Source organism: Marinobacter sp. (genome assembly GCF_034669625.1).
Classification (GTDB): domain Bacteria; phylum Pseudomonadota; class Gammaproteobacteria; order Pseudomonadales; family Oleiphilaceae; genus Marinobacter.
Window position 1 is genome coordinate 248,240 of the sequence record NZ_JAXMOY010000002.1, and the last position, 22,221, is coordinate 270,460.

Below are 22,221 nucleotides of genomic sequence, written 5' to 3' on the forward strand. Positions count from 1 at the left end.
TCAATCCTTTAATGTGCACAAACGCATAAATGTGCATACGTGCATAGATGTAGCATTTTACGTCATTGAAGGAACGGTTATGGACAAGAATAGCTGGGCAGTCGCCCTGGATGAGTTGCTGCATGTGGGCGGTGCTCTGGTACTCATAATTGCGGTGGTTGCGGTTCTGACAGGCATCATCCGGGAATACATTCCACAGGATAAACTGCAGAAAAAATTGGCCAAGAATGAAAAACGAGGCCCGTTGGTGGGTGCGTTACTGGGCACGCTGACACCGTTTTGTAGTGCATCCATGGTGCCAGTGGTGATGGGGATGGTAGAAATGCGGGCGTCCATGGGTATGGTGTTCGGCTTTCTGATTTCCGCCCCTCTGTGCAACTTTGTCGTTGTCGGTCTTATCGTTGCAGTGTTGGGTTGGCAGGTAGCGCTTGTGTACCTGGCTTTGACTCTCGGTGGTGCCATGCTGGCGGGGTTCGTCATTAGCCGGACACCGTTAAAAAATGCTTTCCGCCGTATTGAGGACGTATCAGCAAGCGGATGTGGCAGTGCGCCGGCGCCTGCGTGCTCTGCTTCGGCTCCCGTATCGGCTTGTTCTGCCTCGGCTCCCGCCGCCACAGCGTGCACCGCAACCGCCATGCCCAGCTGCAACACTGAGGCAATGACGATAGAGTCACCGGCAGAGCAACTGCAAGAATGTATAGCCACCGCCTGTGCCCCCTCCACCAGTACGGCCGCCGTGGCGCACAAAGACCGAATGAAACTGGCCATGCGCTTCGCCTGGGCACTGTTCAAGCGCATTATTCCGTATGTCTTGATTGGTGCCGTGATCAGTGCGTTGTCTGCGGCCTTTCTCCCCGCGGAAATCGTCGAGCAATACATTGGCGAGGATAGCTGGTACGCCATTCCCGTGGCCGCAAGCATTGGTGTGCCCCTGTATCTGCGAATTGAGATGGCTCTTCCCTTGCTTCAGGTGCTCATTGCCAAAGGCATGGGTCTGGGGGCTGCCATGGCGTTGTTGATCGGCGGAACCGGTGCCAGTTTGCCTGAGATCGCCATTATCTCTTCCGTGCTCAAGCCGAAAGCTGTGGTGGCTTTCGTGATCACCGTGATCACGCTCGCCATCGTCGGTGGGGTTGTGTTCAGTGTTGTCTTTTAAAAGATCTGGGCGCTGATGCCGATTGGATGAGTGGCAGTTTTTCCAGCGTGTTCGCGGTGGGCGCGCTGGATTCGGCCGACGACATACGCCGTTTCCGAGTTCACGATTGCTGCCCTGGTGGTAATCACTTAAGATCCAAACCAACGGAGGTTTGGAGATAGCATGATAGATGCCTGTTATACCGATGCGTTAAAGGCCATTGCGGACACGAATCGCTTGCGGCTTTTCTGGCTGTTGGTGCATGTCGACGAGCGAATCTGTGTTGCCGAAGCGATGGATGTGCTGGGCGAAACCCATTACAACGTTTCGCGCAATCTGAAAATTCTGCAAAAAGCGGGTCTGGTGACCGCGCATAAAGAAGGAAAATGGGTTTTCTATACCCTTAACCGTGAAGGGTCTCCTTTCCAGATAAAATTACTGGCTGCGGTGAAAAGTATTCCCGAGCAAGAATTGGAAGCCGAGATCCGAAAATGCCACCTGCGCCTGGCGTTGCGTGAAAGCGGTCAATGTGTGGTCGGGCCTGACAGTACGGAGTGGGCCGATATTATTGAGCGCCAGGGCCTCAGCGAAAACGGCCAGGCTTGACCCTGAAGAGGGTGTGCCTGACCTCAGGACCTACATCAGAACCGCGTAAATAACCCCTGCCAAAGCAATGCGATAGATCACATAAGGCCACATGCCGACCTTGTTGAGCCACTTCAGGAAGAAATGGATCGCGGTAATGGCCATCAGGAAGGATGTGACCCCGCCAATTAGAAAACCGCTCCAATCGACGATCACGTCTGAAGTTGCCACTTCCAGCAATTTCACGGCAGATGCCAGCACGATAATGGGAATAGCTAGCAAGAAAGAGAAGCGAGAGGCTGTTTCACGGCTCATGCCCAGAAATAGCCCGGCAGTGATGGTGACGCCGGAGCGGGAGGTGCCGGGCACCAAGGCCATGGCTTGGGCAATGCCGACCAGCACCGCGTCTTTCCAGTTCAGGGAATCCAGAGTGCGCTGACGTTTGGGAAGCCAGTCGGCGACGCCCAGCAGCAGGCCGAAGATCAGGGTGGTGACAAAGATAACTTCAACGGCTCGGAGTTCGTTGTCGATCATGTCCAACAAAGCCAGCCCGGCGAGTCCGGCGGGGATGGTACCGATAACGAGGTACCAGGCCAGCGCGCCCTGCCCAACGATTTTGCGTTGGGCAACGGAAATCAGGCCGTCTCTGGCAATACCGAAGACATCGCGACGGAAATACAACACGACGGCCAGCAGAGTGCCGATGTGAACCGAGAGGTCGAAGCCAACGCCCTGGTCGTTCCAGTCGAAAAATGCCGGGGTGAGGATCAAGTGGGCGGAGCTGGAAATAGGCAGAAATTCAGTCAGTCCCTGGAGAAGGCCAAGGAAAAGGGCCTGAAAAAAATCCATGGTATCGGTTCCGTTCGGTTCAGCGATGGCTGTTCATGGTTCAAATGGATAGGCGGGATATTAGCAGGGTGTCGGGGTGGTTAACAGATCGCCCGGCTCTGCCCGGTGTGAACAGTCTGCTGAACTCAAGCCGCTTTATTCGACGCTGTTGATCAGTAACGGTGCACTCTCTTTTCAAAAGCAAATTTATAGGGCGTCGTTCGCTCAAGTGCTTTCTCGCCTAGAACAACAACTCATTGAATATAAAGCGTATTCTGTACCGATTCTCTGTCAGCTTCTTTGGCATATTAAGTGCATGCAGTTTTGGAAGATATGACCTGAGGAAGCATGCAAGATGAATTACACAAGGAATATATAGTGCTATGAGCAAGGATCAGAGCTCGCGCAAGGGCAACGTTGTGGACGGGATCGTTCAGTCGCTATCGGACGACATCGTCAGTGGCAGACTGGTACCCGGGACCAAGCTGGATGCTCAGGGTATGGCTGAACGGTTTGGTGTTTCCAGAACCCCCATACGTGAAACCTTCGGGCACCTTTCCGCTATGGGACTGGTCACCCACCGACCCAATCGTGGCGTTATCGTTTCAACCTTGATGCCCGAAGCCCTGTCGGACCTCTATGAGGCCATGGCCGAACTCGAATCTTCCTTGGCTCGGCTGGCGACGCTGCGAATGAGTAGGGATCAGCGCGAGCGCCTTCAGCTCATGCACAAGGAGTCCGTTCATCTTGTACGCGACGGCAGCACCGAAGCCTACGCCCGCTTTAATCAGGAGTTCCATGACCTTATTTTTGAGGCGGCTCAGAGCTCCCAGTTACAGGAGTTGGCCGTTGCAACCCGAACCCGGCTTGCGCCATTCCGTCGTGCACAGTTCAAAGTATCCAATCGAATCAGTAAATCCTGGGAAGAACATGAAGCCATTGTCAGGGCCATCCTGGCGGGAGATGCCGATAGCGTTGGGCGCCTGATGCGCCTTCATGTTCAGACCGTCAGCGCCATTTCAGCTGAATTTGTCGCCGACCGCCGAATGACTGGCGCTGCTTCAGCAAAAGGAGAAAGTTAGCGATGAGCTATTCCAGTAAAGCCGTGTCCCAAGGTGGCGTGATCTGCACACCCCACCGGCAGGCAAGTGAAGCGGGCCTGAAAATTCTGGACAGCGGCGGCACCGCTATTGATGCCGCGCTGGCAGCCAGTGCGGCACTCTGTGTGGCCTTTCCCCATATGACAGGCCTGGGTGGAGATGCCATGTGGCTGCTGAGCGATGGGCGTAAAGTGGATGCAATTCTTGGACTTGGTCAAGCCGGCCAGCGTCTTCCCGATGCCGGAATCATCACCGAGAGGGGGCCGGCCTCTGCCGCGACCACCGCTGGTGCGCTGCGCAGCTGGTCGCTGGCCCAGAATATCAGTCGTGAACGCTGGGGCTCTCGCTTGGACTGGCACGACCTCTTGGCTTCGGCGATCGATATTGCAGAGCAGGGCGCGGAGGTCTCAGGATCGCAGGTATTTTGGCAGCAGCAGAGAGCAGAGCTGATTGCAGGGGCTCCGGATTTACAGCGCCTGAGCTATGGTGACGATAATAAATTCCGTAAGGAGGGCAGCAAGTTTGTCCAGCCGGAATTGGCGAAAACCCTCCGGCAGCTGGCGATTGCAGGTGTGGATGATTTCTACGATGGAGAGGTCGCCAACACGCTTGCGAAAGGCTTTGCGCAGCTGGGTAACGGTCTTACTGCAGAGGATCTTCGAAATACCCGAGCAGAACTGGTTGATCCCATAAAGATCCGCTATCGCCAGGGCACTCTGTTCAATATGCCCCCGCCGAGCCAGGGAATTTATACCCTCAGAGCACTGCATGCACTTGATAGAACAGACATCAGCGCGATGACGAATGGCGGCGCTGATTACTACCATCACCTGGTGGAAGCGATCAAACTCCAGTTGGCAAACCGTAACCGGGAGCTGTGTGATCCTCTGTTCTCGGCTGTTGATTTGAGATCGCAGCTATCCGCCGCTAACGCAGATGCGGATTTTGAACGGATAGACCCGTTACAAGCCTCGGTATGGCAGGAGCCCGCGCACCCGGCAGACACTGTCTGGTTTTCCGCCACTGACAGTGAAGGCCGCACCGCCTGCGTGATTCAGAGCCTGTTCCACGATTTCGGTTCCGGTTGTTTTGTCGGCGATACAGGCGTGCTCTGGCTCAACCGTGCTGCAGGCTTTAATTCGGACCCGAAACACCCCAATGCCTGGGCTCCCGGTAAGCGAGTGGCGCACACACTGAACCCGTCTTGTTACCTTGCAGACAATGGTGAGCAGCTTTATTTCGGAACTCAAGGTGGTGACGGTCAACCACAAACGCAGATGGTTCTGGCCACGCAATTGATCGACTATGCCCAGCCAATTGAAGCAGCTTTGCATGCACCCCGCTTTCTTCAGGGGCGCAGTTTTTTTGGCAGTACCGAAAACCTGAAGCTGGAAGCCGCCGTGGATAAGGCGGTCGCTAGCGAATTGGAAGAACGGGGCCATGACATCGAATGGTTGCCCGAGTTAAGCCCCTTTTCCGGCCAAGCGGGGGTTATCCGCATACATCCGGACGGGTGGCGAGAAGCAATGCATGATCCAAGAGGCGAAGGTGTCAGCCTTGGCCAGTCAACAGAAATAGCGGAAGCACTATTATGATAGAAATGATTATAGCCTGTGTGGGTTTGGGTATCGTCGCAGGTATTCTGGCCGGCATGCTGGGGATTGGTGGCGGGGTAGTAATCGTGCCGGCTCTGGTTATCATCCTGAACCAACAGGGCTATCCAGCGGACTATGTCGTTATTTCCGCTGTCGCCACTTCCTTATGTACGATCATCTTCACCTCCATTTCGGCAGCTCGTGCGCAGATCAAGCGCAAAGCTGTGGATTGGGGCATCTTCAAGCGCTGGGCTTTACTGGTGGTGATCGGAAGCTTTTTGAGCGGGTTTATCGCCGGGCAGCTTCCCCCTGTTGTATTAGAGACCGGCATCGCCGTTTTTCTCTTTATTGTCTCCATCATTATGCTTAGCAAGTGGACCCCGAACCCTTCCCGTTCCATGCCAGGAACGGCAGGCACCTCGGTTCTTGGGCTGTTTAGTGGCACGCTTTCCGGCCTGGCGGGTATTGGTGGCGGCAACGTCATGGTGCCCTTGATGGTTTTCTTTAACGTGCCTATGCAGAGGGCTGTAGCGACCTCCAGCACTCTGGGCCTTCCTTTGGCTCTGGTCGGAACCATCGGGTATTTGATTTCCGGCTGGCAGTTATCCATCACAGAGTGGTCGCTGGGGTATGTGTACTTGCCTGCCGCGGGCTTGATTGCCCTATTTACCGTCATCATGGCCCCGGTCGGGGTGGCCTTGAGCCATTATATTCCGGCACCTACACTCAAGCGCTGCTTTGGCGCCTTGTTGATGTTGGTGGCCCTGCGCATGCTGTACAACGCCCTCTGATTTTCTAAAGGGCCGCCGGGTATAAAGCTACTACCCGGTGGCTTCTCATCTCCTCTGCATTTCTGAAGTGTCCCTCTGCATTCAATATTTCCTTTATGAACTCTGAAGTGGATGCCTCTAACGGGGTGGGCATTCTTTTAGTGCATTATTCAGTATACGAACCAATTATGGCGCACAAAGTATCGCGGGGAAGCGAAAACGTCTCGTAATTGGGTTTGTTATTTAGTGTTATTTTTCAATATGTTAGATGGTGATAGCATTCAAAAATGAGAGTTTGGCACAACTTGTGTATGCAATATTGTAACGAGAGATTTATTTGGGTGCGAGCCGTATGGAAATTGATAGACACACAAAGTTCAACAGGGTTCTACTTAAAGGCGTCAGCCCGCGAGCAGAGGTTCTTCCCAACCTCAATCCTTTGACTTTGCTCCACGCCGGCCCACCGTTCACAGGTTCTGATATTCCAGTCCCTGTTCGCAATGCAGCCATACATGCCCTGATTTTTGAGCGTCTTGCTGAAACCCCAGATGACGCATCCACCCTGATTGATTCCGGCAAGGTTCATTTTGAACCCGCGCAGGACTGGAGGGTGGTGACGCCTTTGGCTCAGGTGGTCTCCGCATCGATGCCGCTATTCGTAATCGGAGAGGGCGATCACGAGGCATTTGCCCCAGTTGTCGAAGGAGCACCCACTGGCCTCAGATTTGGCTCATCGGATCCGCAGTGCCGGAAGAACCTTGAGACCCATGCGCAGTTCGCGAAGCTTGAGCTAGCGCCTCAGCTAAAAAAGTCGCCGGTCAGAATTGGCGCCATTATCGAAAAGGCGCTGGCGGAAGGTAATGACTGCCATACGTTAACCGATCGCGCGAATGCTGCCTTACTGGACCAGTTGGATGGCCTATCGGATCCATACCTGAGCCTGCTTGAAAGCAGTCCTGGTTTTGTTCTGCCGATTCTCATGGGTGCCTGTTCCTGGTGGCTGCAGTTTGGCTCATCAGCTGACGAAAACGGAAGAGGGGTGGTCGCCGCTGGCGGCAATGGCGAACGTTTCGGCATGCGTCTTCGGGGCCAAACTGACTGGACCACGGTTCTTGCTACACCACCTGTAGGTAAGCGCTTCGCACATCAGGAAGATCGGCCAGTTGTGGGTGCTATAGGCGACAGCGCTGTCATCGATTTTTGTGGACTGGGCGGTCAGGCGCTGGAGTGCGCACCTGCACTGGTGTCGGATTGGCAGAACCTTTTGCCGGAAGACTGGCAGGGCCGCCCGGAAAGTGTTCTATCGCCGCAGACCGATGTGGTTTGTCCGTGGCGAGTAATCGAACACCAAAAGCCACCGATCATCAATCTGGCACTGGTGAGTGCCGACGCTCAGGGCGGCATCCTCGGAAAAGGCTTTTATCAGCCTGACTTGGCTGTTTTCGAAGCGGTGGTAGCGGGTGCCACATCATGAGTGATGCGTCCGCCGCATTTTTCCATCACCCGAACTACGACGCGCTGATCGAGTGCGTCGCCCCCGAGGGACAAGCGAAATATCCCCCGGTTTTGTCAAGCGCATACCGGGATCTCAAATACCGGCAAACCCGCGTCTGATATTCAACGACACAACACCACAACGTAAATACGAGAGGAATTTCAATGGCAATCTCAAAGCGTTATTTAACTTCGCTGCTTGTCGGCACATTGGCTGCAACACCTGCCTTGGCCGCAGACCCCGTTAAGATCGGTGTATCACAGCCGTTGACTGGTGCGGTTGCCGCATCGGGTAACTACGTGACCAACGGTGCCCGACTTGCAGCCGCTGAAATCAATGAAAACGGAGGCCTGCTGGGTCGCCAGCTTGAACTCATCATTGAGGACAACAAATCAAACCCACGTGAGGCTGTGAATGCCGCAGAGAAATTGATTCTCCGCGACAAGGTGCCGGTAATCATGGGCGCTTGGAGCTCTACCTACACATTGGCCACCATGCCGAAGCTCGAAGAGTACGGCGTTCCGATGGTAGTTGAGACCTCATCCTCCAGCAAAATTACCACTGCCGGCAACCCTTGGATCTTCCGAATTGCGCCTACATCGGCTATGGAAGCTCAAGCCTTCGCCAAGAACCTGAGCAGTTTCAATCCTCCTATCAAAAAAGTGGACTTTCTTTCGGTAAACAATGACTGGGGCCTCGGCGCGTCGCAGGAATTCGAAAAAATGTTCAAGGCAAACGGTATTGAGATTGGCCAAAAGGAAACGGTAGCACCCGACACCGTGGATCTGTCCGCTCAACTTTCCGCTCTGAAAGATACTGGCAGTGACACTTTGATTATGACTTCAGGTGTTGAGCAGCTGACCCTTGGTATTCGTCAGGCGGCGGAACAACAACTGCCCCAGCGCATCGTAACGACGGGTGGATCCTTCCCGGAGCCGCTTCTGGAGTCACCAGGGCCAAAAGGTTACACCAGTTCTCACCTGTTGTTCTTCTCTCCATGGACTCCTGAAAGCGCAGTTCACCCCGAGATTGCCGGTGCGTTTGTGGATGCATGGAATGAAGCAGGCTACTCATTTCCCGGTCTGAGCGAAGGGTTTCGTGGATATGACGGCATTATGACCATCGCTGCAGCGATTGAAGACGCAGGTTCGACAGAATCAGAAGCCATCCGTGCGGCACTTTGGAATGTGCAGGTAGAGGGCGTAAACGGCGACATTTCGTTCTTCAAGCAAGGCCCTGCGGGCAAAGAAAGTGGACAGAATGAGCCTAACGTTTACGTGGTTCAGCTCAAAGATGGAAAAGTCTCCGCTCAATAAGCGAGCCCAAGGCGGAAACCGTGGTGGTTTCCGCCTTTCGAAATTAAAAATCATCCTGGGAGAGGACTAGTGGCCGAGATTCTTCAACATGTCGTCAATGCAATGGTGCTGGGGTCGACCTATGCACTGCTGGGCATTGGCCTGACTATTATTTTCGGCATCATGCGTGTGGTGAATTTCGCCCACGGTGAGCTTTATACCCTGGGGGCTTACGTTGCTTACGGCATGGTGGCCCTGCTTAAACTGGACTTTTTCAGTTCGATTCTGGTTGCGGCGCTCGTCGGGATGCTGATCGGTGCTCTCATCGAATACGTCTTTTTACGTCGCAAGGATCTCAAGAACATCGATGAGGTCATGCTCATCATGATCGGCATCATGATTGTTATGCAGAATCTGGAACTGATGGTGTGGGGCGGGGTGGCCAAAATCATTCCGACGCCCTTCTCCCAAGACCCCATTGCCGTAGCATCCGTTTCGATTTCGCCAACCCGTTTATTCGTGTTCAGCGTTGCCGCTGTCTTGCTCTTTGTCTTTTATCTCGGCATTGAGCGCACTCGTTTTGGTCTGGCCATTCGCGCCACGTTTCAGGACCAGGATGCCGCTCGTATCGTTGGCGTGAATGTTAAACGCATCTACACCCTGACATTTGCCCTCGGGTCTGCAATGGCAGCGGTTGCCGGTGCCTTATTGGCGCCTGTGTTCGTCGCCACCCCGCTTATGGGCGACCTGGCGAGTCTCAAAGCATTTGCGATCGTCATCCTCGGTGGTTTGGGAAGCCTTGGCGGCGCCGCTATGGGTGGTTTCCTGCTGGCCTTCATCGAAGAGTTTGGCGCCGGTTACATATCCAGCGCCTACCGTGACGCGTTCGGATTCCTGGTCATCATTATTGTCATGTTGTTCCGCCCTCAGGGCCTGTTTGCCGCGAAGGAGAGGGTAGGCTGATATGAACTGGAAACTTTTTGCAATTTTCGTACTCGTTCTGGGACTGCTTCCCTTTCTGTGGCCGGATCCTTACTTCCTGTCCGTGATGGGTTCGGCTGGCATCATGATCATCGCTGCCATCAGCCTGAACCTGTTGTTGGGCTATACCGGCCAGTTATCGCTTGGGCACGCCGCCTTTTTCGGCATCGGCGCCTATACCAGTGCCTTGATGTCGCTGGGTTTTGATGTGGACATCGGTTTTGGCATCACCTGGCAGGTCGACGCCAAGCCAGTCTGGTTGGCTTTCGCAACCGCCATTGTGGTTACCGGCTTTTTCGGCTGGTTGGTTGGCAAGCTCGCCTTCAAGGTGCGAGGTGCTTATTTCGTTGTCATCACGATCAGTTTCGCGCAGGTCATGCGCATGATCTCGCTAAACTGGACCGACTTGACGGAAGGGCCAATGGGGATGATCTCCATACCGCCATTCAGTCTTTGGATACCCGGTGAAGGCCTGATGAATCTGACGTCGAAGGCTGCGATCTATTGGCTTGTACTTACCGTTGGAGTGCTCGCCTACCTGCTAATCGCCATGCTGGTCTCTTCTCGCCAAGGTCGAGCCATGATTGCTTTGCGTGAGAACGAAACACTGGCCACGTCGGTAGGCATTCCGGTGACGTATTTCCTCGCGCTGGCAACCATCATTTCAGCGGCCATTGCCGGCGCTGCTGGGGGCCTCTATGCCCACACGGTGCGTATTATCGATCCGGACGTGTTCCTGTTCATTTACACCGTCACTATGGTGATCATGGTCGTTGCAGGTGGTAAAGGCACTTTGGGAGGGCCTGTTATCGGAGGTTTGATCTTTGGCCTTATGCCCGAAATGTTGCGGGGTACCGTCCAACCCGAAGTGCAGTGGGTTATCTACGGCATTACGATGATCGTCATCCTGCTGTTTCTGCCCCGCGGACTGGTTCCGGCCTTTTATGACTTCATTGCATGGATACGCTCCCCTGGTGCTATCCCCGAACGCGAATCCCGGCGTGTGCTTGCCACGGAGGTGAAATCATGACGCTTGCAAAACAGACTCCCGAGACAGCCAGCATGGTGCTGTCGCTGGAAGCCGTTACGATGAAAATTGCCGGCTTGGTGGCACTTGACAACGTAACCTTCAATATCCCGGCAGGCGAAATTGTCAGCCTGATCGGTCCGAATGGTGCGGGGAAAACCACAGCCTACAATGTCATTTCCGGCTATATGCCGCCGACTTCCGGTAAAGTCCGTCTTTTTGATGAAGACATCACCGGCCATGCACCTCACAGCATCGCTACCCGAGGGCTGGTACGCAGTTTTCAGCGCACCAGCGTATTCGATGACCAGACGGTTTTCGACAACCTGCTGACGGCTTATCACTTACAGGGCCGCGCTTCGTTGGTCCAATCCTTGTTGCGCCTGCCAAAATTCCGGGCTGAGGAAAAACAGTTGAAGGCCCGGGTGTGGGAGATGCTGGATTTCCTTGAACTGCGCCACCGTGCCGACGAGCGAGCGGCATCACTTTCCTATGGGGAGCAGCGCATTCTCGGCGTAGGTATTGCGTTGGCTGCCAACCCGAAGATCCTCTTGCTGGATGAACCAGCCGCCGGCCTGAACCCTTCAGAAACGGATGAGTTCAAAGCCATGATCCGCCGTATCGGAGACAGCGGTGTAACGGTGCTGCTCGTTGAACATGATATGCACATGGTTATGTCTATTTCCGATCGGATTGTTGTGTTGAATCAAGGGCGGGTCATTGCCGAGGGCATCCCCCAAGAGATTCAGAATAACCCGGCAGTCATCGAAGCCTATCTGGGCTCAGGAGTGAAACGTGCTTAAGCTGGAAAACGTTACTGTCTGTTATGGCGCCACCGAGGCGGTCAAAAACGTCTCGATGGAAGTGAAAGAAGGTGAGTTCGTGACACTGATCGGCGCCAATGGTGCGGGGAAGTCCACGACACTCAGAGCGATCAGTGGCCTTGAACCGGTGCGTAGTGGTCGCATTTTATTTGAGGGGGAAGTTATTCAGAATGCGGCACCTCAGGATATTATTCGCATGGGGATTGCCCATTGCCCTGAGGGACGCCGGGTTTTTCCGCAGCTGACTGTTCGCGAGAACCTGGAGATGGGGGCGTTCTGGCGATTCGACCGGCAAGGCATTAATGCGGACATAGATCGTATGTTGGGCATGTTCCCCCGTCTTGCTGAAAGGATCCGTCAGGCTGCCGGCACGCTCTCTGGCGGTGAGCAGCAAATGCTTGCCATCGCCCGGGCGCTGATGTCACGCCCGAGGTTGGTGATGTTCGACGAGCCCTCGCTGGGGCTGGCACCAAACTTCGTGGAGCAGGTCTTCAAACTGGTGTCCGAGATCTGCGCAGGTGGTACAACCGTCCTTATGGTGGAACAGAACGCCTATGCTGCACTTGATCTGTGTGATCGTTCGTACCTGCTCAGCACCGGGGAGGTAATGCTGAGCGGAACCGCGCAGGAAATGCTAAACAATCCGGATGTTCGCCGGATCTACCTGGGGGGCGAGGCCGCCTCAGCCTAACGTATTTTTAGTGAGGCTCGCCCATGATCGTTGTTGGCACTGACAATTTTACTCATATAGCGGATGAAACGCTCTCGTTCCGCTTTTGTCAGTGGCTCCAACGTGCGTTCATGGGCGCGAAGTGCGTTTGCTGTTACTTTTGCCAGTAAGGCTTTGCCTTCAGGGGTGAGCCGAGCCAATTGCCGCCGCCCGTCATCAGGACATTTCCGCCGCAGGATCCAGCCGGCTTTTTCGAGCCGCTGCAACACCTCTGTTGTCGATGCCCGATCGATCCCCACATTTAAACCTAACTGCTTCTGATCAAGTTCAAGGTCAGCCAGTGCTGTTATCACACTGTATTGAACCGGGGTCAGGCCAAAGGCATCGCATTCATCATGAAACAAGGCAACGTGGATTTGGTGCAGGCGCCGGATCAGAAATCCCGGACGCTCTGCAAGACGACTCAACCGATCCTCATTTGCCTGCTTTGTGGCAGTGCCATTGACGGAGGCTGTTTTTGTCATAGACTGAAAATTCCTGTTAGGTCGACACCAATACAAACCTCTATTGTCACCCATCAAGCCTTGGCAATGCCAATCAGAGTGGTGTCCGGGCGCTTCAAAAAAAGCGCCTGAACCATCGTCGGAATGCCATCCAAGCCAGCTGGAAAACGCCAAGCGAAGCCTGCTTTACCGGGGCCTCGCCGGCCAGATGTCGACCGAAATTCGTTTGGAACTGTTCTATCAGTACGCCAATAATTTCTTCAACCAGGCCGCCTCGGCTGAACTGAGCCAAGGCACCACTCATTTCGAAACTGATTGAGACGGTCATTTTACTGTTCGAATCGTCCAGTTCTTCAAGTGCAAAGGAGAGGGTGCCTTTTGCTCGGGAGTTGGAACGGCTGTCGGAACCCTGGCCACTTACCTGGCCTTGTCTGCAACTGTCATCAAAGGTCGCTTTACCTTCACCATTGATACGGGCAGATACCGGGCCGAGTTTGACGTTGAAAAAGCCTTCCAGTGTGCCGTCGTCGTTCATCGAGGACAGTTCCGCGCCGGGCAGGCAGGCGACGACTGCGGGCAATTCTTCGCGCAGGATGGTCCACACCGCCGACGCCGGATAGGCTATTTCAAACTGCGTTTCGATTCGCCGACCATTGCCATCGGCCATGCTGCGAGTCGCGGCTGTGCGGTTTTCCTGTTTGGCCTTTTGCTCAAATGGAATGGTGTCCAGAGCCGGTAGCTCCAGAGTCTCTACTGTGTTGCAAATCGTGGCGTCCGGTTTGGGTTCGTTTTTGTAGCTCTCCAGCACCCGCTGGATGGCCCTTACAATTCCGACGTATCCCGTGCATCGGCAAAGGTTGCCGCTTAGTTCGTATCGGATGGTCTTGTCGCTGATGGTTTCGCCTGCGAACCGGCGGACAATATCCTGAGCGGTGATCAGCATACCCGGCGTGCAGAATCCGCACTGTAACGCGTGCTCTTGTGAAAACGCTTCTCGCAGCCGGATCATGACGGCATCCTCGTCATAGAACTCAATGGTCCTTACCTCGCTGTCTTCACAGCTGGTGGCCCAAGTAAGGCAAGAACGCACCGGGCGGCCATCCCGAACCACTGTGCAAGCACCGCAAATACCCTGTTCACATCCCACGTGCGTGCCTGTCAGCAACAGGTCCTCGCGTACATAATCTGCAAGATTACGCCGAGGTTCGACGTTTAATTCTTCCGCGCGACCGTTGATTGTCACCGTTTTGCCGTTCATTGGGTGTTACTCCGCTCAAGCGCTTTTTTCATAACATGAATTCGCACGCCGATGTCTGTGTCGTCCATATCTGGATACCGTTTCGCCAGCGCGTGTTGCCAGGTAATGGGGTCCAAAGCTTTGGCGCCGGTCTGAATCATCGGCGCTCCTGGTAGTGCCCCGAACACAACACGCAGGTCATCAGGATCCGCACCACGAAAAACGGCTGCCATGGCATGAGCCAGTTCGCCCGTCTTGCGGCACAGTTTGAAGTAGCCGAAACGGCTGTCTTCCGGAACGTCGGGCACAAAGATCGCGATCAGCAGTTCATCCTCGGCAATGACGGTTTGCATGGCGCCAGTAATGAAGTCCTTAAGGTATAGCCGCCGCCGTGAAGGGCCGCCTTCGGACGGGCCCTGAAGGATGACCTGGGCATCCAGAACAGACAGAGTGGTCGCCCAGTCCGCCGAAGGGTCTGCATGAGCAAGGCTGCCACCGATCGTGCCGCGACTGCGGATAGCACGATAGGCGATACCACGAGCTATTATCGGCAATATGCCACCCGTGTTGTCAGGGACCAGGCCGTCTTCGATTTCGGCGTGGGTAATGGATGCGCCTATCAGTACGCCACCTTGCACGCGTTGGCAGCCTCGCAGCTCACGCAAAACTGCAACGTCCAGCAGAGCACCGGGTCGCGCCAGCCGTAGGTTAAGCATGGGGCCAAGTGACTGGCCGCCCGCGATAGGGCGTGTCTCGCCATCTTTCATTTTCTGGCATGCCTCAGCGACAGCCTTTACCCGGTGATAGTCGAATGCTTGGGGTTTCATTACGCTGTCTCCTCAGATTTGGCCAGTTGCGCCTTAAGGATGGCTCCTAACATCCGGTGCGGGGTTACCGGCACTTCGCAGATTTCCGCGTTCAGCGGCCGTAACGCGTCGTTGATGGCGTTCACAATTGCCGCTGGTGGGCCAATGGCCCCGCTTTCGCCAATGCCTTTCTGGCCAAACTCGGTGTAGGGCGACGGCGTTTCCATATGGTCAATCACTATTTCCGGCACTTCCGTTGCGCCCGGGAGCAGGTAGTCCGCAAGGGTTGAGGCCAGGGGCTGGCCATTTTTATCAAATGGCATTTCCTCATAGAGCGCGCTGCCTATCCCTTGGGCTACGCCACCATATACCTGGCCATCGACGATCATCGGATTGACCAGAACGCCCCCGTCTTCAACGATGGCGTAATTGAGAATCTCCGTTGTGCCTAGCTCCGGATCTATGGCGACGACAACCGCGTGACAGGCATAGCTGAAGGTGCCGCTGTCCCGCTCCGGTTTATAACCCGCGGTGACCTCCAGACCGCCGCCGTCGACATTCTCGGGTAGCAGTTGAGGCTTGAGGTACCAGGTGCGGGCGACATCCTCGAGCGTCGCTGTTTTCGAGCACCTTGTGGAAGAGACGATGCCGTCGGCGAGCGCCACGGATTCCAATGGTACTTCCAGCAAGTGGGCACCGATGTTGTTAATCCGTTCGGAAAGGTCGGTACAGGCACGGGCCACGGCACCGCCGGCCATAACCATGCAGCGTGATCCCCAGGTGCCTGTCGAGTAGGGTGTCAACGCCGTATCCCCATGAACCACTCGCACGCGGTCTGTGTCGATGCCCAGCACTTCTTCGGCAACCTGCGCCAAGGTGGTTTCCAGCCCCTGGCCGTGGGAATGAATGCCGACGCGGATCTCAAGAGAGCCATCCGGTGTCAGTCTGACCACAGCCTGCTCATGCCCTGGCACCATGGGAATGCCCCAGCCTGCGTAAACCGAGGTGCCGTGTGCGGATTGTTCACAGAAGATGGACATGCCGATGCCGATGAGGCGGCCGTCTTCTTCGGGTGTTTCTTGCCGTTTTCGAATCGATTTCAGATCAATGGCTTCCACTGCGCGGCGGAGACATTCGGGGTAGTTGCCACTGTCGAAGTGTTTGCCGGTGATATTGGTGAATGGCATGTCTTCCGGTTTCACCAGACAGTCCAGACGGACATCTGAAGGTTCCCGCCCGACAGCTCTGGCCAGAGCGTCCATGGTCAGCTCCATGGCGAAACAGACACCGGTTCGGGCAACGCCTCGGTAGGGCAGAATGGGAGGCTTGTTCGTCGCGGCGGACACCGTGCTGCATCGATAGGCCTGGAAGTCATAGGGCCCGGGCAGAATGCTGGCTACCTGAGCGCCCTCCAGACAAGCTGAAAACGGATAAGAAGAGTAGGCGCCCGCATCGACTACCGCATCGGTGTCCAGTGCCAGAAGACGACCGGACTCGTCGGCATAAGCGGTTACGCGGTAGAAGTGTTCGCGGCAGTTGGCATTCGCCGTCAACTGCTCTCTCCGGTCCTCAAGCCAGCGGACAGGGCGTTTAAAGTGCATCGCCAGCCATGCCACAGCGACCTCTTCGGCCAGCAGTATGCCTTTATAGCCGAAACCGCCACCCACATCCGGAGCGACCACGCGAATCTGTTCATGGCTGAGGCCCAGACACTCGGAAAGCCCGGTGCGAACGATATGAGGAATCTGAGTGGAGGTAAATACCTGAAGCTGTTCCAGCCGACTGTCCCAGAATGCCAGTACACCGCGACCTTCCATCGGTGACATGCACTGGCGAGCTGTTCTGTATTCTCTCTCTATCTTGACGGCGGCGGTGCGGCGGATGGACTCAACATCACCGTCAACGAGCGTATGCTGAAATACGTTATCGCCCCATTGCTCGTGGATCAGTGGGGCCCCCTCTTCGAGCCCCTCCAGCATGTCGGATACTGCCTCAAGGTTCTCAATATCCAGTTCAATGCTATCCGCAAGGTCTTCAGCTTTGGCCCGGTCTGACGCAACACAGGCAGCTACCAGTTCACCAACATAGCGAACTTTCTCCTTCGCAAGAATCGGCTGTTCTGAGGATTTGAATCCGGGCAGGGCTGAGTCCGCAAGTATGCCTTTAACGCCGGTGAGGTCGGCGGCCACAAATATGTTCTGCTCAGCATTTGTTGGTTTGGTGATCTTCTTCAGTTGCCCGTGGGCGACCGGACTGCGGAGGAAGGCGACTTCCAGCATGCCGGGCATGTTCATATCGCCGACGAAATCGCCAAGCCCTCGCATGTAGCGGTCGTCTTCCTTTCGCACCTTTTTGGCGCCGACGCCACGCTTAACCGACGCGTTGTCATCTTTTCTGCTCTGCACCTTCAGTTCCTCCGGTAACCGTAATTAAAAAAAGAATTCGGTTTAAAAACGGCAACTTGCTGTTAAATCGGAAAGTAATACTCAGAAATAGTCAGTACACTGTGTATTTTTAATAGTGCCACTGTATACTAATAATTCGTGTACTGCATATTTTTAAGTTTGCGCAGTCTGGTAATGACCCACAGCAATACCCGTGCCGGGCGCATGAGGAAGAGGAGAAAGCTTATGGAATGCAGGCCCTATGATCTGCTGCTGAAGTCAGGGCGGGTCGTTGATCCCGCCAATCGCACCGACGGTGTTCTCGACGTCGCGATTAAGGATGGCCGGATTGCTGCGGTGGAGGTTGGTATATCGCCAGACCTGGCCCGTGAAGTGATCGATGTTGAAAACAAGCTCATCACACCGGGGTTGATCGATACCCATGCCCATGTATTCGAACACGTTACCGGTCGGTTCGGGCTGAATCCCGACAGCTGTGGTGTGCGCGCGGGCGTGTCTACGCTTGTGGACCAAGGCGGGCCCAGCCTGATGACGTTACCGGCTTTTCGTCATTACGTGTCGGAACCTGCTAACAGCCGTGTGCTCTGTTTCCTGTCGGCCTATCTGGTTGGCGGGCTTGAAGGCCATCACTATCCCCAGCTATATGGCCCGGAGGATGTGGACGTAAAACGGACCATCGAGGTCGGCCTCGCCAATCGTGATCTGGTCAAAGGGATTAAGGCTCACGCCGAAGTTGGAGGTAAGTCCCGTTGGGGAATGGAAGTGATAAAACAAGCCCGGGACATTGCCCGGGGGATCGGTGTGCCACTTTATATCCACTTGGGTCAGATATGGCCGGAGGCCGGTAAAGGAATAGAAGACCCTGATACCGTCATCGAGGAGCTGGTTCCGCTGATGAAGGAAGGTGACATTCTCGCTCATCCTTTCACCCGGCATCCCGGCGGGTTTATCTCAAGCAAGACAGATGAGCTGCATCCGATCGTTCGTGCCGGGCTCGACCGCGGGCTCCGGGTCGATGTAGGCCATGGTTCGCACTTCAGTTTTGATATGGCGCGTAAAGTCATTAATGCAGGCATCCTGCCACATACTCTTGGTGCAGACATGCACGGTTACAACACCGACGCCGGTCAGACCAAGGCGGCTGACTTTGAATCCAGCCCTTTCTTTGGCAAAACCCGTTTCTGCCTGACCCATGCCATGACAGAGTTGCTGGCCTTGGGTGTTTCCCTGGACGATGTGGTTTCGAGTGTGACCAGCAACGCAGCCGGCATGTTGGGAATTGATGATGAAGCTGGCAGCCTTTCAGTCGGTAAGGTTGCGGATGTGGCGGTGCTGGAACACCTGACAGGACGCTTCACGCTGTCTGATAACAGTGGCGCAAGCGTCATTGGCACGGAAGCGATCAGGCCGCTCTTCTCACTGCGCGAAGGCATTCGTTTCGATGTCGACAGCCCTGTCGTTGTAGAGCCCATGGATCTAGCCGGCTGATTTTGGACGGCATCACAGTCCTTGGGCTGCCCCACGATCCCCGACTACTGGGTAGTTAGGGGGCGTGGGGAGTGTAAGGGGCTGAAACAGACCCATGGTTCCGTTCGGTTCAGGTAGGGAACTGGTCGCGTGTTTTGTTGGCGATTTTTACCAGCGCCAGCATCAGTGGGACTTCCACGAGTACGCCCACCACTGTTGCCAGTGCCGCACCGGATTGCAGGCCGAACAGGGCAATGGCAGCCGCCACGGCCAGTTCGAAGAAGTTGCTAGCACCGATCATCGCGCCTGGCGCGGCAATGCAGTGGCGTACTTTCCATAGCCGGGCCCAGCCGTAGGCCAGCAGGAAGATAAACACCGTCTGGATGATTAACGGCACTGCAATCAGCGCAATGTGAAGCGGGTTTTCCAAGATGACTTCGCCCTGAAAGGCGAACAAGAGTACCAGTGTGATTATCAGCGCGGCCGGCGTGACCGGGCCAAGGCGTTTCAGGAATACATCGTCGTACCATTGCTGGCCGTGGCGGGCGATTAGCACGCGGCGGGTCAGGTAGCCGGCGGTCAGGGGGATAACGATGTACAGCACGACGGACAAAATCACGGTATTCCAGGGCACCTGAATGTCGGAGACCCCGAGCAGGAACACCACGATGGGTGCGAAGGCGAACAGCATGATGATGTCGTTCAGAGATACTTGTACCAGAGTGTAGGCGGCATCGCCTTTGGTCAGGTAACTCCAGACAAATACCATGGCGGTGCAGGGGGCCGCGCCCAGTAAAATAGCCCCTGCCAGGTATTCGCTGGCCAGATCAGGTGCAATAAAGGGCTTGAACGCCACCATCAGGAAAAACCATGCTATAGCGAACATGGTGAAGGGCTTGATCAGCCAGTTGACGACCGTGGTAATGGCCAGACCCTTCGGTTCTTTTCTGACGCCGACGACGGCGCTGAAATCGATTTGAGCCATCATCGGGAAGATCATCGCCCAGATCAGAATGGCAATGGGGATGGAAACCTGAGCGTACTCGAAGCGGGACAGGGTTTCCGGCACAACCGGCGCCAATTGTCCCAAAGCAACGCCGGCGATGATAGCCAAGGCAACCCAGACCGACAGATAACGGCCGAATAGATCCATACCCTCTGCACTAGGCTCACTCGTGCTGGCTTCGGCGTTGTTGCTCATGGCGGCTCCTCAGATAGCGCGTTGGTTCACACGTTTGGACAGCTCTTCCGCACTTTCCTTGCGTTCGGAGTAGCGGTCGGTGAGATAGTCACTGCGGTCGCGCACCAGCAGGGTGAATTTCACTAATTCTTCCATCACATCCACGATCCGGTCGTAGTAAGACGACGGCTTCATGCGGTCGTTGCCATCAAATTCCATAAAGGCTTTGGCCACCGAGGACTGGTTCGGGATGGTCACCATGCGCATCCATCGGCCCAGTACCCGTAGCTGATTGACCACGTTGAAAGACTGGGAACCACCACACACCTGCATCACGGCCAGGGTTTTGCCCTGAGTGGGGCGAACCGCGCCCATGGACAGCGGTATCCAATCGATTTGGGTTTTCATGATGCCGGTCATCGAACCGTGACGTTCCGGTGAGCACCACACCATGCCTTCAGACCATTGGGCCAGCTCTCTCAGTTCCTGCACCTTCGGGTGTGAAGCCTCTTCGGCATCGGCCAGTGGCAGGCCGCGAGGATTGAATATGCGGGTTTCTGCGCCCATGGCTTCCAGCAATCGAGCGGCTTCTTCTGTGGCCAGACGGCTGAAGGAACGGTCACGCAGCGAGCCGTACAGCAGCAGAATTCTCGGTGCATGTTCTGAAGGCGCGTTGGCGAACAGCTGTTTTTTTGTGGGAGCCTGAAACAGTTCACGGTCAATGTTGGGCAGGTCGGTTGGCGTCATAGGGCAGCTTGAAAATCCCGAAAGTTGGATAAGTGAAAGCGTTGGCTGGTGTCTTTACTTTGTCACTTTTCACACCTAATATCGCTTAAAGCATATATATGGATAACCGAATATTCAATAGTGTGAAACTCGTCTGATGAATACAAGAAGCACCATGCCTGTAGATGAAACCGACGAACAATCGGCCGGGATCAGTCCCACCATCCTGTTCCGGGCCTTGAGCGATGAGCTGCGGCTGATCGCCCTGTTACTGATTCGACATAAGAATGAGCTATGTGTCTGTGAACTGACGGACGCATTTGAGGTGTCGCAGCCGAAAGTCAGTCGCCATTTGGCGATATTGCGAGATTACGGGCTGGTGACAGCGGAACGTCGGGGGCAGTGGGTCTATTATTCTATTAACGCAAGTTTACCCATGTGGGTCATTCGGGTTTTGGATGAAACAGCGGCGCACAATGAGGCGTTGATTCAATCACCGCTGGCAAGGCTCAGAGCATTGGCCGAGCACCCAGCGCCGAAGTGCCCCTGAGATTGATCGGATGGCCATTCATAAAAGGAGATAGCCATGAGCAGGATCAAAGTAGGTATTAACGGGTTCGGCCGCATTGGCCGGCTGGCATTGCGGGCTGCTTGGGAGTGGCCGGAGTTGGAGTTTGTGGCGATCAACGATCCGGGGGCAGATGCCCGGACGTTGGCGCACTTGCTGAATTTCGACAGTGTCCACGGACGTTGGAACCATGAGGCTGAAGTCAGTGGTAATGAGTTGGTGATCGAAGGCAAACACATTGCTGTTACTCAAAATCGAGCGATCGGCGACACTGACTGGTCCGGTTGTGATCTGGTGATCGAAGCCAGCGGCGTGAACAAAAGCGTCGCGGTATTGCAGGCATATCTGGATCAGGGCGTGAAGCGAGTGGTGGTGACGGCACCAGTGAAAGAAAAAGGCGCCAAGAACATTGTACTGGGCGTGAATGAACACATTTTCGATCCGGCTAGCGATCGCATCGTGACTGCGGCTTCGTGCACCACCAACTGCCTGGCACCGGTGGTTAAAGTGATTCACGAGAAGCTGGGCATCAAGCACGGCTCGATCACCACGATTCATAGCCTGACTAACACCCAGACCATTATCGACGCGCCCCACAAGGATCTGCGCCGGGCTCGGTCCTGCGGTAGCTCGCTAATTCCGACCAGTACCGGCTCGGCCACGGCGATTATCGAGATCTTCCCTGAACTGAAAGGGCGGCTGGATGGCCATGCGGTGCGTATTCCGCTCACCAATGCCTCGCTAACCGACTGTGTGTTTGAAGTGGAAACGCCGACAGACCGCGATACGGTTAACCGCTTGTTGAAAGACGCCGCCGAAGGGCCGCTGAAAGATATTCTGGGATACGAAGAACGCCCGCTGGTGTCCATCGATTACAAAACCGACCCGCGCTCGTCCATTGTCGATGCCCTGTCCACGCTGGTCGTTAACGGCACTCAGGTGAAGATCTACGCCTGGTACGACAACGAATGGGGTTACGCCAACCGAGCGGCGGAACTGGTGCGCAAGGTGGGTCTGGCCTGAT

22 protein-coding genes are annotated in these 22,221 nt (G+C 55.2%); 15 read left to right on the forward strand and 7 right to left on the reverse strand.

Features of this window, described 5'->3' with window-relative positions:
* Positions 1–79: 79 nt before the first annotated feature.
* Together VOI14_RS03130 and VOI14_RS03135 are read left to right on the forward strand one after the other, a co-directional pair.
* On the forward strand, positions 80–1,156 hold the full coding sequence (locus tag VOI14_RS03130; RefSeq protein ID WP_323750570.1) for a permease: 1,077 nt from the start codon (positions 80–82) through the stop codon (positions 1,154–1,156).
* Between the two features lie 162 nt (positions 1,157–1,318).
* Entirely contained in the window at positions 1,319–1,741 is a 423-nt protein-coding gene (locus VOI14_RS03135; RefSeq protein ID WP_323750571.1) for a metalloregulator ArsR/SmtB family transcription factor, read from the forward strand.
* A 30-nt stretch (positions 1,742–1,771) separates the two neighbouring features.
* Here VOI14_RS03135 and VOI14_RS03140 read toward each other — a convergent pair whose 3' ends face one another.
* Complete coding sequence (locus VOI14_RS03140; protein ID WP_323750572.1) at positions 1,772–2,569, reverse strand: undecaprenyl-diphosphate phosphatase; 798 nt, start codon at positions 2,567–2,569, stop codon at positions 1,772–1,774.
* Between the two features lie 362 nt (positions 2,570–2,931).
* Here VOI14_RS03140 and VOI14_RS03145 point away from each other — a divergent pair, with 362 nt between their 5' ends.
* The 10 genes from VOI14_RS03145 to VOI14_RS03190 all read left to right on the forward strand — a co-directional run bounded on the left by VOI14_RS03145 (position 2,932) and on the right by VOI14_RS03190 (position 12,326).
* On the forward strand, positions 2,932–3,630 hold the full coding sequence (locus VOI14_RS03145) for a GntR family transcriptional regulator (RefSeq protein ID WP_323750573.1): 699 nt from the start codon (positions 2,932–2,934) through the stop codon (positions 3,628–3,630).
* Between the two features lie 2 nt (positions 3,631–3,632).
* Positions 3,633–5,243: a gamma-glutamyltransferase family protein gene (locus VOI14_RS03150; RefSeq protein WP_323750574.1), complete on the forward strand. Its 1,611-nt coding sequence runs from the start codon at positions 3,633–3,635 to the stop codon at positions 5,241–5,243.
* Positions 5,240–6,034, forward strand: coding sequence for a sulfite exporter TauE/SafE family protein (locus VOI14_RS03155; protein ID WP_323750575.1), 795 nt, complete (start codon positions 5,240–5,242; stop codon positions 6,032–6,034). Before VOI14_RS03150 ends, VOI14_RS03155 begins: the two co-directional genes overlap by 4 nt.
* A 331-nt stretch (positions 6,035–6,365) precedes the next feature.
* Positions 6,366–7,487, forward strand: coding sequence for a DUF1116 domain-containing protein (locus VOI14_RS03160; protein WP_323750576.1), 1,122 nt, complete (start codon positions 6,366–6,368; stop codon positions 7,485–7,487).
* Complete coding sequence (locus tag VOI14_RS03165; RefSeq protein ID WP_323750577.1) at positions 7,484–7,627, forward strand: hypothetical protein; 144 nt, start codon at positions 7,484–7,486, stop codon at positions 7,625–7,627. The genes VOI14_RS03160 and VOI14_RS03165 overlap by 4 nt, the downstream gene beginning before the upstream one ends.
* A 45-nt stretch (positions 7,628–7,672) precedes the next feature.
* On the forward strand, positions 7,673–8,824 hold the full coding sequence (locus tag VOI14_RS03170) for an ABC transporter substrate-binding protein (RefSeq protein ID WP_323750578.1): 1,152 nt from the start codon (positions 7,673–7,675) through the stop codon (positions 8,822–8,824).
* A 69-nt stretch (positions 8,825–8,893) separates the two neighbouring features.
* A complete protein-coding gene (locus tag VOI14_RS03175; protein ID WP_323750579.1) occupies positions 8,894–9,766 on the forward strand; it encodes a branched-chain amino acid ABC transporter permease in 873 nt (290 codons plus the stop codon).
* Position 9,767: 1 nt separating this feature from the next.
* Complete coding sequence (locus VOI14_RS03180) at positions 9,768–10,814, forward strand: branched-chain amino acid ABC transporter permease (protein WP_323750580.1); 1,047 nt, start codon at positions 9,768–9,770, stop codon at positions 10,812–10,814.
* The gene (locus VOI14_RS03185) at positions 10,811–11,614 is read left to right on the forward strand and encodes an ABC transporter ATP-binding protein (protein ID WP_323750581.1); all 804 of its coding nucleotides are present in this window, start codon (positions 10,811–10,813) and stop codon (positions 11,612–11,614) included. Before VOI14_RS03180 ends, VOI14_RS03185 begins: the two co-directional genes overlap by 4 nt.
* The gene (locus tag VOI14_RS03190) at positions 11,607–12,326 is read left to right on the forward strand and encodes an ABC transporter ATP-binding protein (RefSeq protein ID WP_323750582.1); all 720 of its coding nucleotides are present in this window, start codon (positions 11,607–11,609) and stop codon (positions 12,324–12,326) included. Before VOI14_RS03185 ends, VOI14_RS03190 begins: the two co-directional genes overlap by 8 nt.
* Here the strand turns inward: VOI14_RS03190 and VOI14_RS03195 are convergent.
* The 4 genes from VOI14_RS03195 to VOI14_RS03210 form a co-directional block, all read right to left on the reverse strand.
* A complete protein-coding gene (locus tag VOI14_RS03195) occupies positions 12,323–12,829 on the reverse strand; it encodes a MarR family transcriptional regulator (RefSeq protein WP_323750583.1) in 507 nt (168 codons plus the stop codon). The genes VOI14_RS03190 and VOI14_RS03195 overlap by 4 nt on opposite strands.
* Before the next feature lie 94 nt (positions 12,830–12,923).
* On the reverse strand, positions 12,924–14,066 hold the full coding sequence (locus VOI14_RS03200; RefSeq protein WP_323750584.1) for a 2Fe-2S iron-sulfur cluster-binding protein: 1,143 nt from the start codon (positions 14,064–14,066) through the stop codon (positions 12,924–12,926).
* Entirely contained in the window at positions 14,063–14,872 is an 810-nt protein-coding gene (locus VOI14_RS03205; protein ID WP_323750585.1) for an FAD binding domain-containing protein, read from the reverse strand. The genes VOI14_RS03200 and VOI14_RS03205 overlap by 4 nt, the downstream gene beginning before the upstream one ends.
* Complete coding sequence (locus tag VOI14_RS03210) at positions 14,872–17,256, reverse strand: xanthine dehydrogenase family protein molybdopterin-binding subunit (RefSeq protein WP_323750586.1); 2,385 nt, start codon at positions 17,254–17,256, stop codon at positions 14,872–14,874. The genes VOI14_RS03205 and VOI14_RS03210 overlap by 1 nt, the downstream gene beginning before the upstream one ends.
* 225 nt (positions 17,257–17,481) lie before the next feature.
* Between VOI14_RS03210 and VOI14_RS03215 the strand changes: the two genes are divergently transcribed.
* Complete coding sequence (locus VOI14_RS03215; protein WP_323750587.1) at positions 17,482–18,744, forward strand: amidohydrolase/deacetylase family metallohydrolase; 1,263 nt, start codon at positions 17,482–17,484, stop codon at positions 18,742–18,744.
* Positions 18,745–18,853: 109 nt separating this feature from the next.
* Here the strand turns inward: VOI14_RS03215 and arsB are convergent, their stop codons facing one another.
* Both arsB and arsH read right to left on the reverse strand, forming a co-directional pair.
* Positions 18,854–19,924, reverse strand: a complete 1,071-nt coding sequence (gene arsB / locus VOI14_RS03220) for an ACR3 family arsenite efflux transporter (protein WP_323750588.1) — start codon at positions 19,922–19,924, stop codon at positions 18,854–18,856.
* Between the two features lie 9 nt (positions 19,925–19,933).
* Positions 19,934–20,650, reverse strand: a complete 717-nt coding sequence (arsH, locus tag VOI14_RS03225) for an arsenical resistance protein ArsH (protein ID WP_323750589.1) — start codon at positions 20,648–20,650, stop codon at positions 19,934–19,936.
* A gap of 154 nt (positions 20,651–20,804) precedes the next feature.
* On the opposite strand from arsH, the gene VOI14_RS03230 reads away from it, so the two are divergent.
* Both VOI14_RS03230 and VOI14_RS03235 read left to right on the forward strand, forming a co-directional pair.
* Complete coding sequence (locus VOI14_RS03230; protein ID WP_323750590.1) at positions 20,805–21,179, forward strand: metalloregulator ArsR/SmtB family transcription factor; 375 nt, start codon at positions 20,805–20,807, stop codon at positions 21,177–21,179.
* Positions 21,180–21,215: 36 nt separating this feature from the next.
* The gene (locus VOI14_RS03235) at positions 21,216–22,220 is read left to right on the forward strand and encodes an ArsJ-associated glyceraldehyde-3-phosphate dehydrogenase (RefSeq protein WP_323750591.1); all 1,005 of its coding nucleotides are present in this window, start codon (positions 21,216–21,218) and stop codon (positions 22,218–22,220) included.
* Position 22,221: the final 1 nt, after the last annotated feature.

What these genes read in the sequence shown, in the direction of transcription:
- VOI14_RS03130 (WP_323750570.1), top strand. Translation starts at nt 80, where the DNA reads ATGGACAAGAATAGCTGGGCAGTCGCCCTGGATGAGTTGCTGCATGTG.
- VOI14_RS03135 (WP_323750571.1), top strand. Translation starts at nt 1,319, where the DNA reads ATGATAGATGCCTGTTATACCGATGCGTTAAAGGCCATTGCGGACACG.
- VOI14_RS03140 (WP_323750572.1), bottom strand. Translation starts at nt 2,569, where the DNA reads ATGGATTTTTTTCAGGCCCTTTTCCTTGGCCTTCTCCAGGGACTGACT.
- VOI14_RS03145 (WP_323750573.1), top strand. Translation starts at nt 2,932, where the DNA reads ATGAGCAAGGATCAGAGCTCGCGCAAGGGCAACGTTGTGGACGGGATC.
- VOI14_RS03150 (WP_323750574.1), top strand. Translation starts at nt 3,633, where the DNA reads ATGAGCTATTCCAGTAAAGCCGTGTCCCAAGGTGGCGTGATCTGCACA.
- VOI14_RS03155 (WP_323750575.1), top strand. Translation starts at nt 5,240, where the DNA reads ATGATAGAAATGATTATAGCCTGTGTGGGTTTGGGTATCGTCGCAGGT.
- VOI14_RS03160 (WP_323750576.1), top strand. Translation starts at nt 6,366, where the DNA reads ATGGAAATTGATAGACACACAAAGTTCAACAGGGTTCTACTTAAAGGC.
- VOI14_RS03165 (WP_323750577.1), top strand. Translation starts at nt 7,484, where the DNA reads ATGAGTGATGCGTCCGCCGCATTTTTCCATCACCCGAACTACGACGCG.
- VOI14_RS03170 (WP_323750578.1), top strand. Translation starts at nt 7,673, where the DNA reads ATGGCAATCTCAAAGCGTTATTTAACTTCGCTGCTTGTCGGCACATTG.
- VOI14_RS03180 (WP_323750580.1), top strand. Translation starts at nt 9,768, where the DNA reads ATGAACTGGAAACTTTTTGCAATTTTCGTACTCGTTCTGGGACTGCTT.
- VOI14_RS03185 (WP_323750581.1), top strand. Translation starts at nt 10,811, where the DNA reads ATGACGCTTGCAAAACAGACTCCCGAGACAGCCAGCATGGTGCTGTCG.
- VOI14_RS03195 (WP_323750583.1), bottom strand. Translation starts at nt 12,829, where the DNA reads ATGACAAAAACAGCCTCCGTCAATGGCACTGCCACAAAGCAGGCAAAT.
- VOI14_RS03200 (WP_323750584.1), bottom strand. Translation starts at nt 14,066, where the DNA reads ATGAACGGCAAAACGGTGACAATCAACGGTCGCGCGGAAGAATTAAAC.
- VOI14_RS03205 (WP_323750585.1), bottom strand. Translation starts at nt 14,872, where the DNA reads ATGAAACCCCAAGCATTCGACTATCACCGGGTAAAGGCTGTCGCTGAG.
- VOI14_RS03215 (WP_323750587.1), top strand. Translation starts at nt 17,482, where the DNA reads ATGGAATGCAGGCCCTATGATCTGCTGCTGAAGTCAGGGCGGGTCGTT.
- arsB (WP_323750588.1), bottom strand. Translation starts at nt 19,924, where the DNA reads ATGAGCAACAACGCCGAAGCCAGCACGAGTGAGCCTAGTGCAGAGGGT.
- arsH (WP_323750589.1), bottom strand. Translation starts at nt 20,650, where the DNA reads ATGACGCCAACCGACCTGCCCAACATTGACCGTGAACTGTTTCAGGCT.
- VOI14_RS03230 (WP_323750590.1), top strand. Translation starts at nt 20,805, where the DNA reads ATGCCTGTAGATGAAACCGACGAACAATCGGCCGGGATCAGTCCCACC.
- VOI14_RS03235 (WP_323750591.1), top strand. Translation starts at nt 21,216, where the DNA reads ATGAGCAGGATCAAAGTAGGTATTAACGGGTTCGGCCGCATTGGCCGG.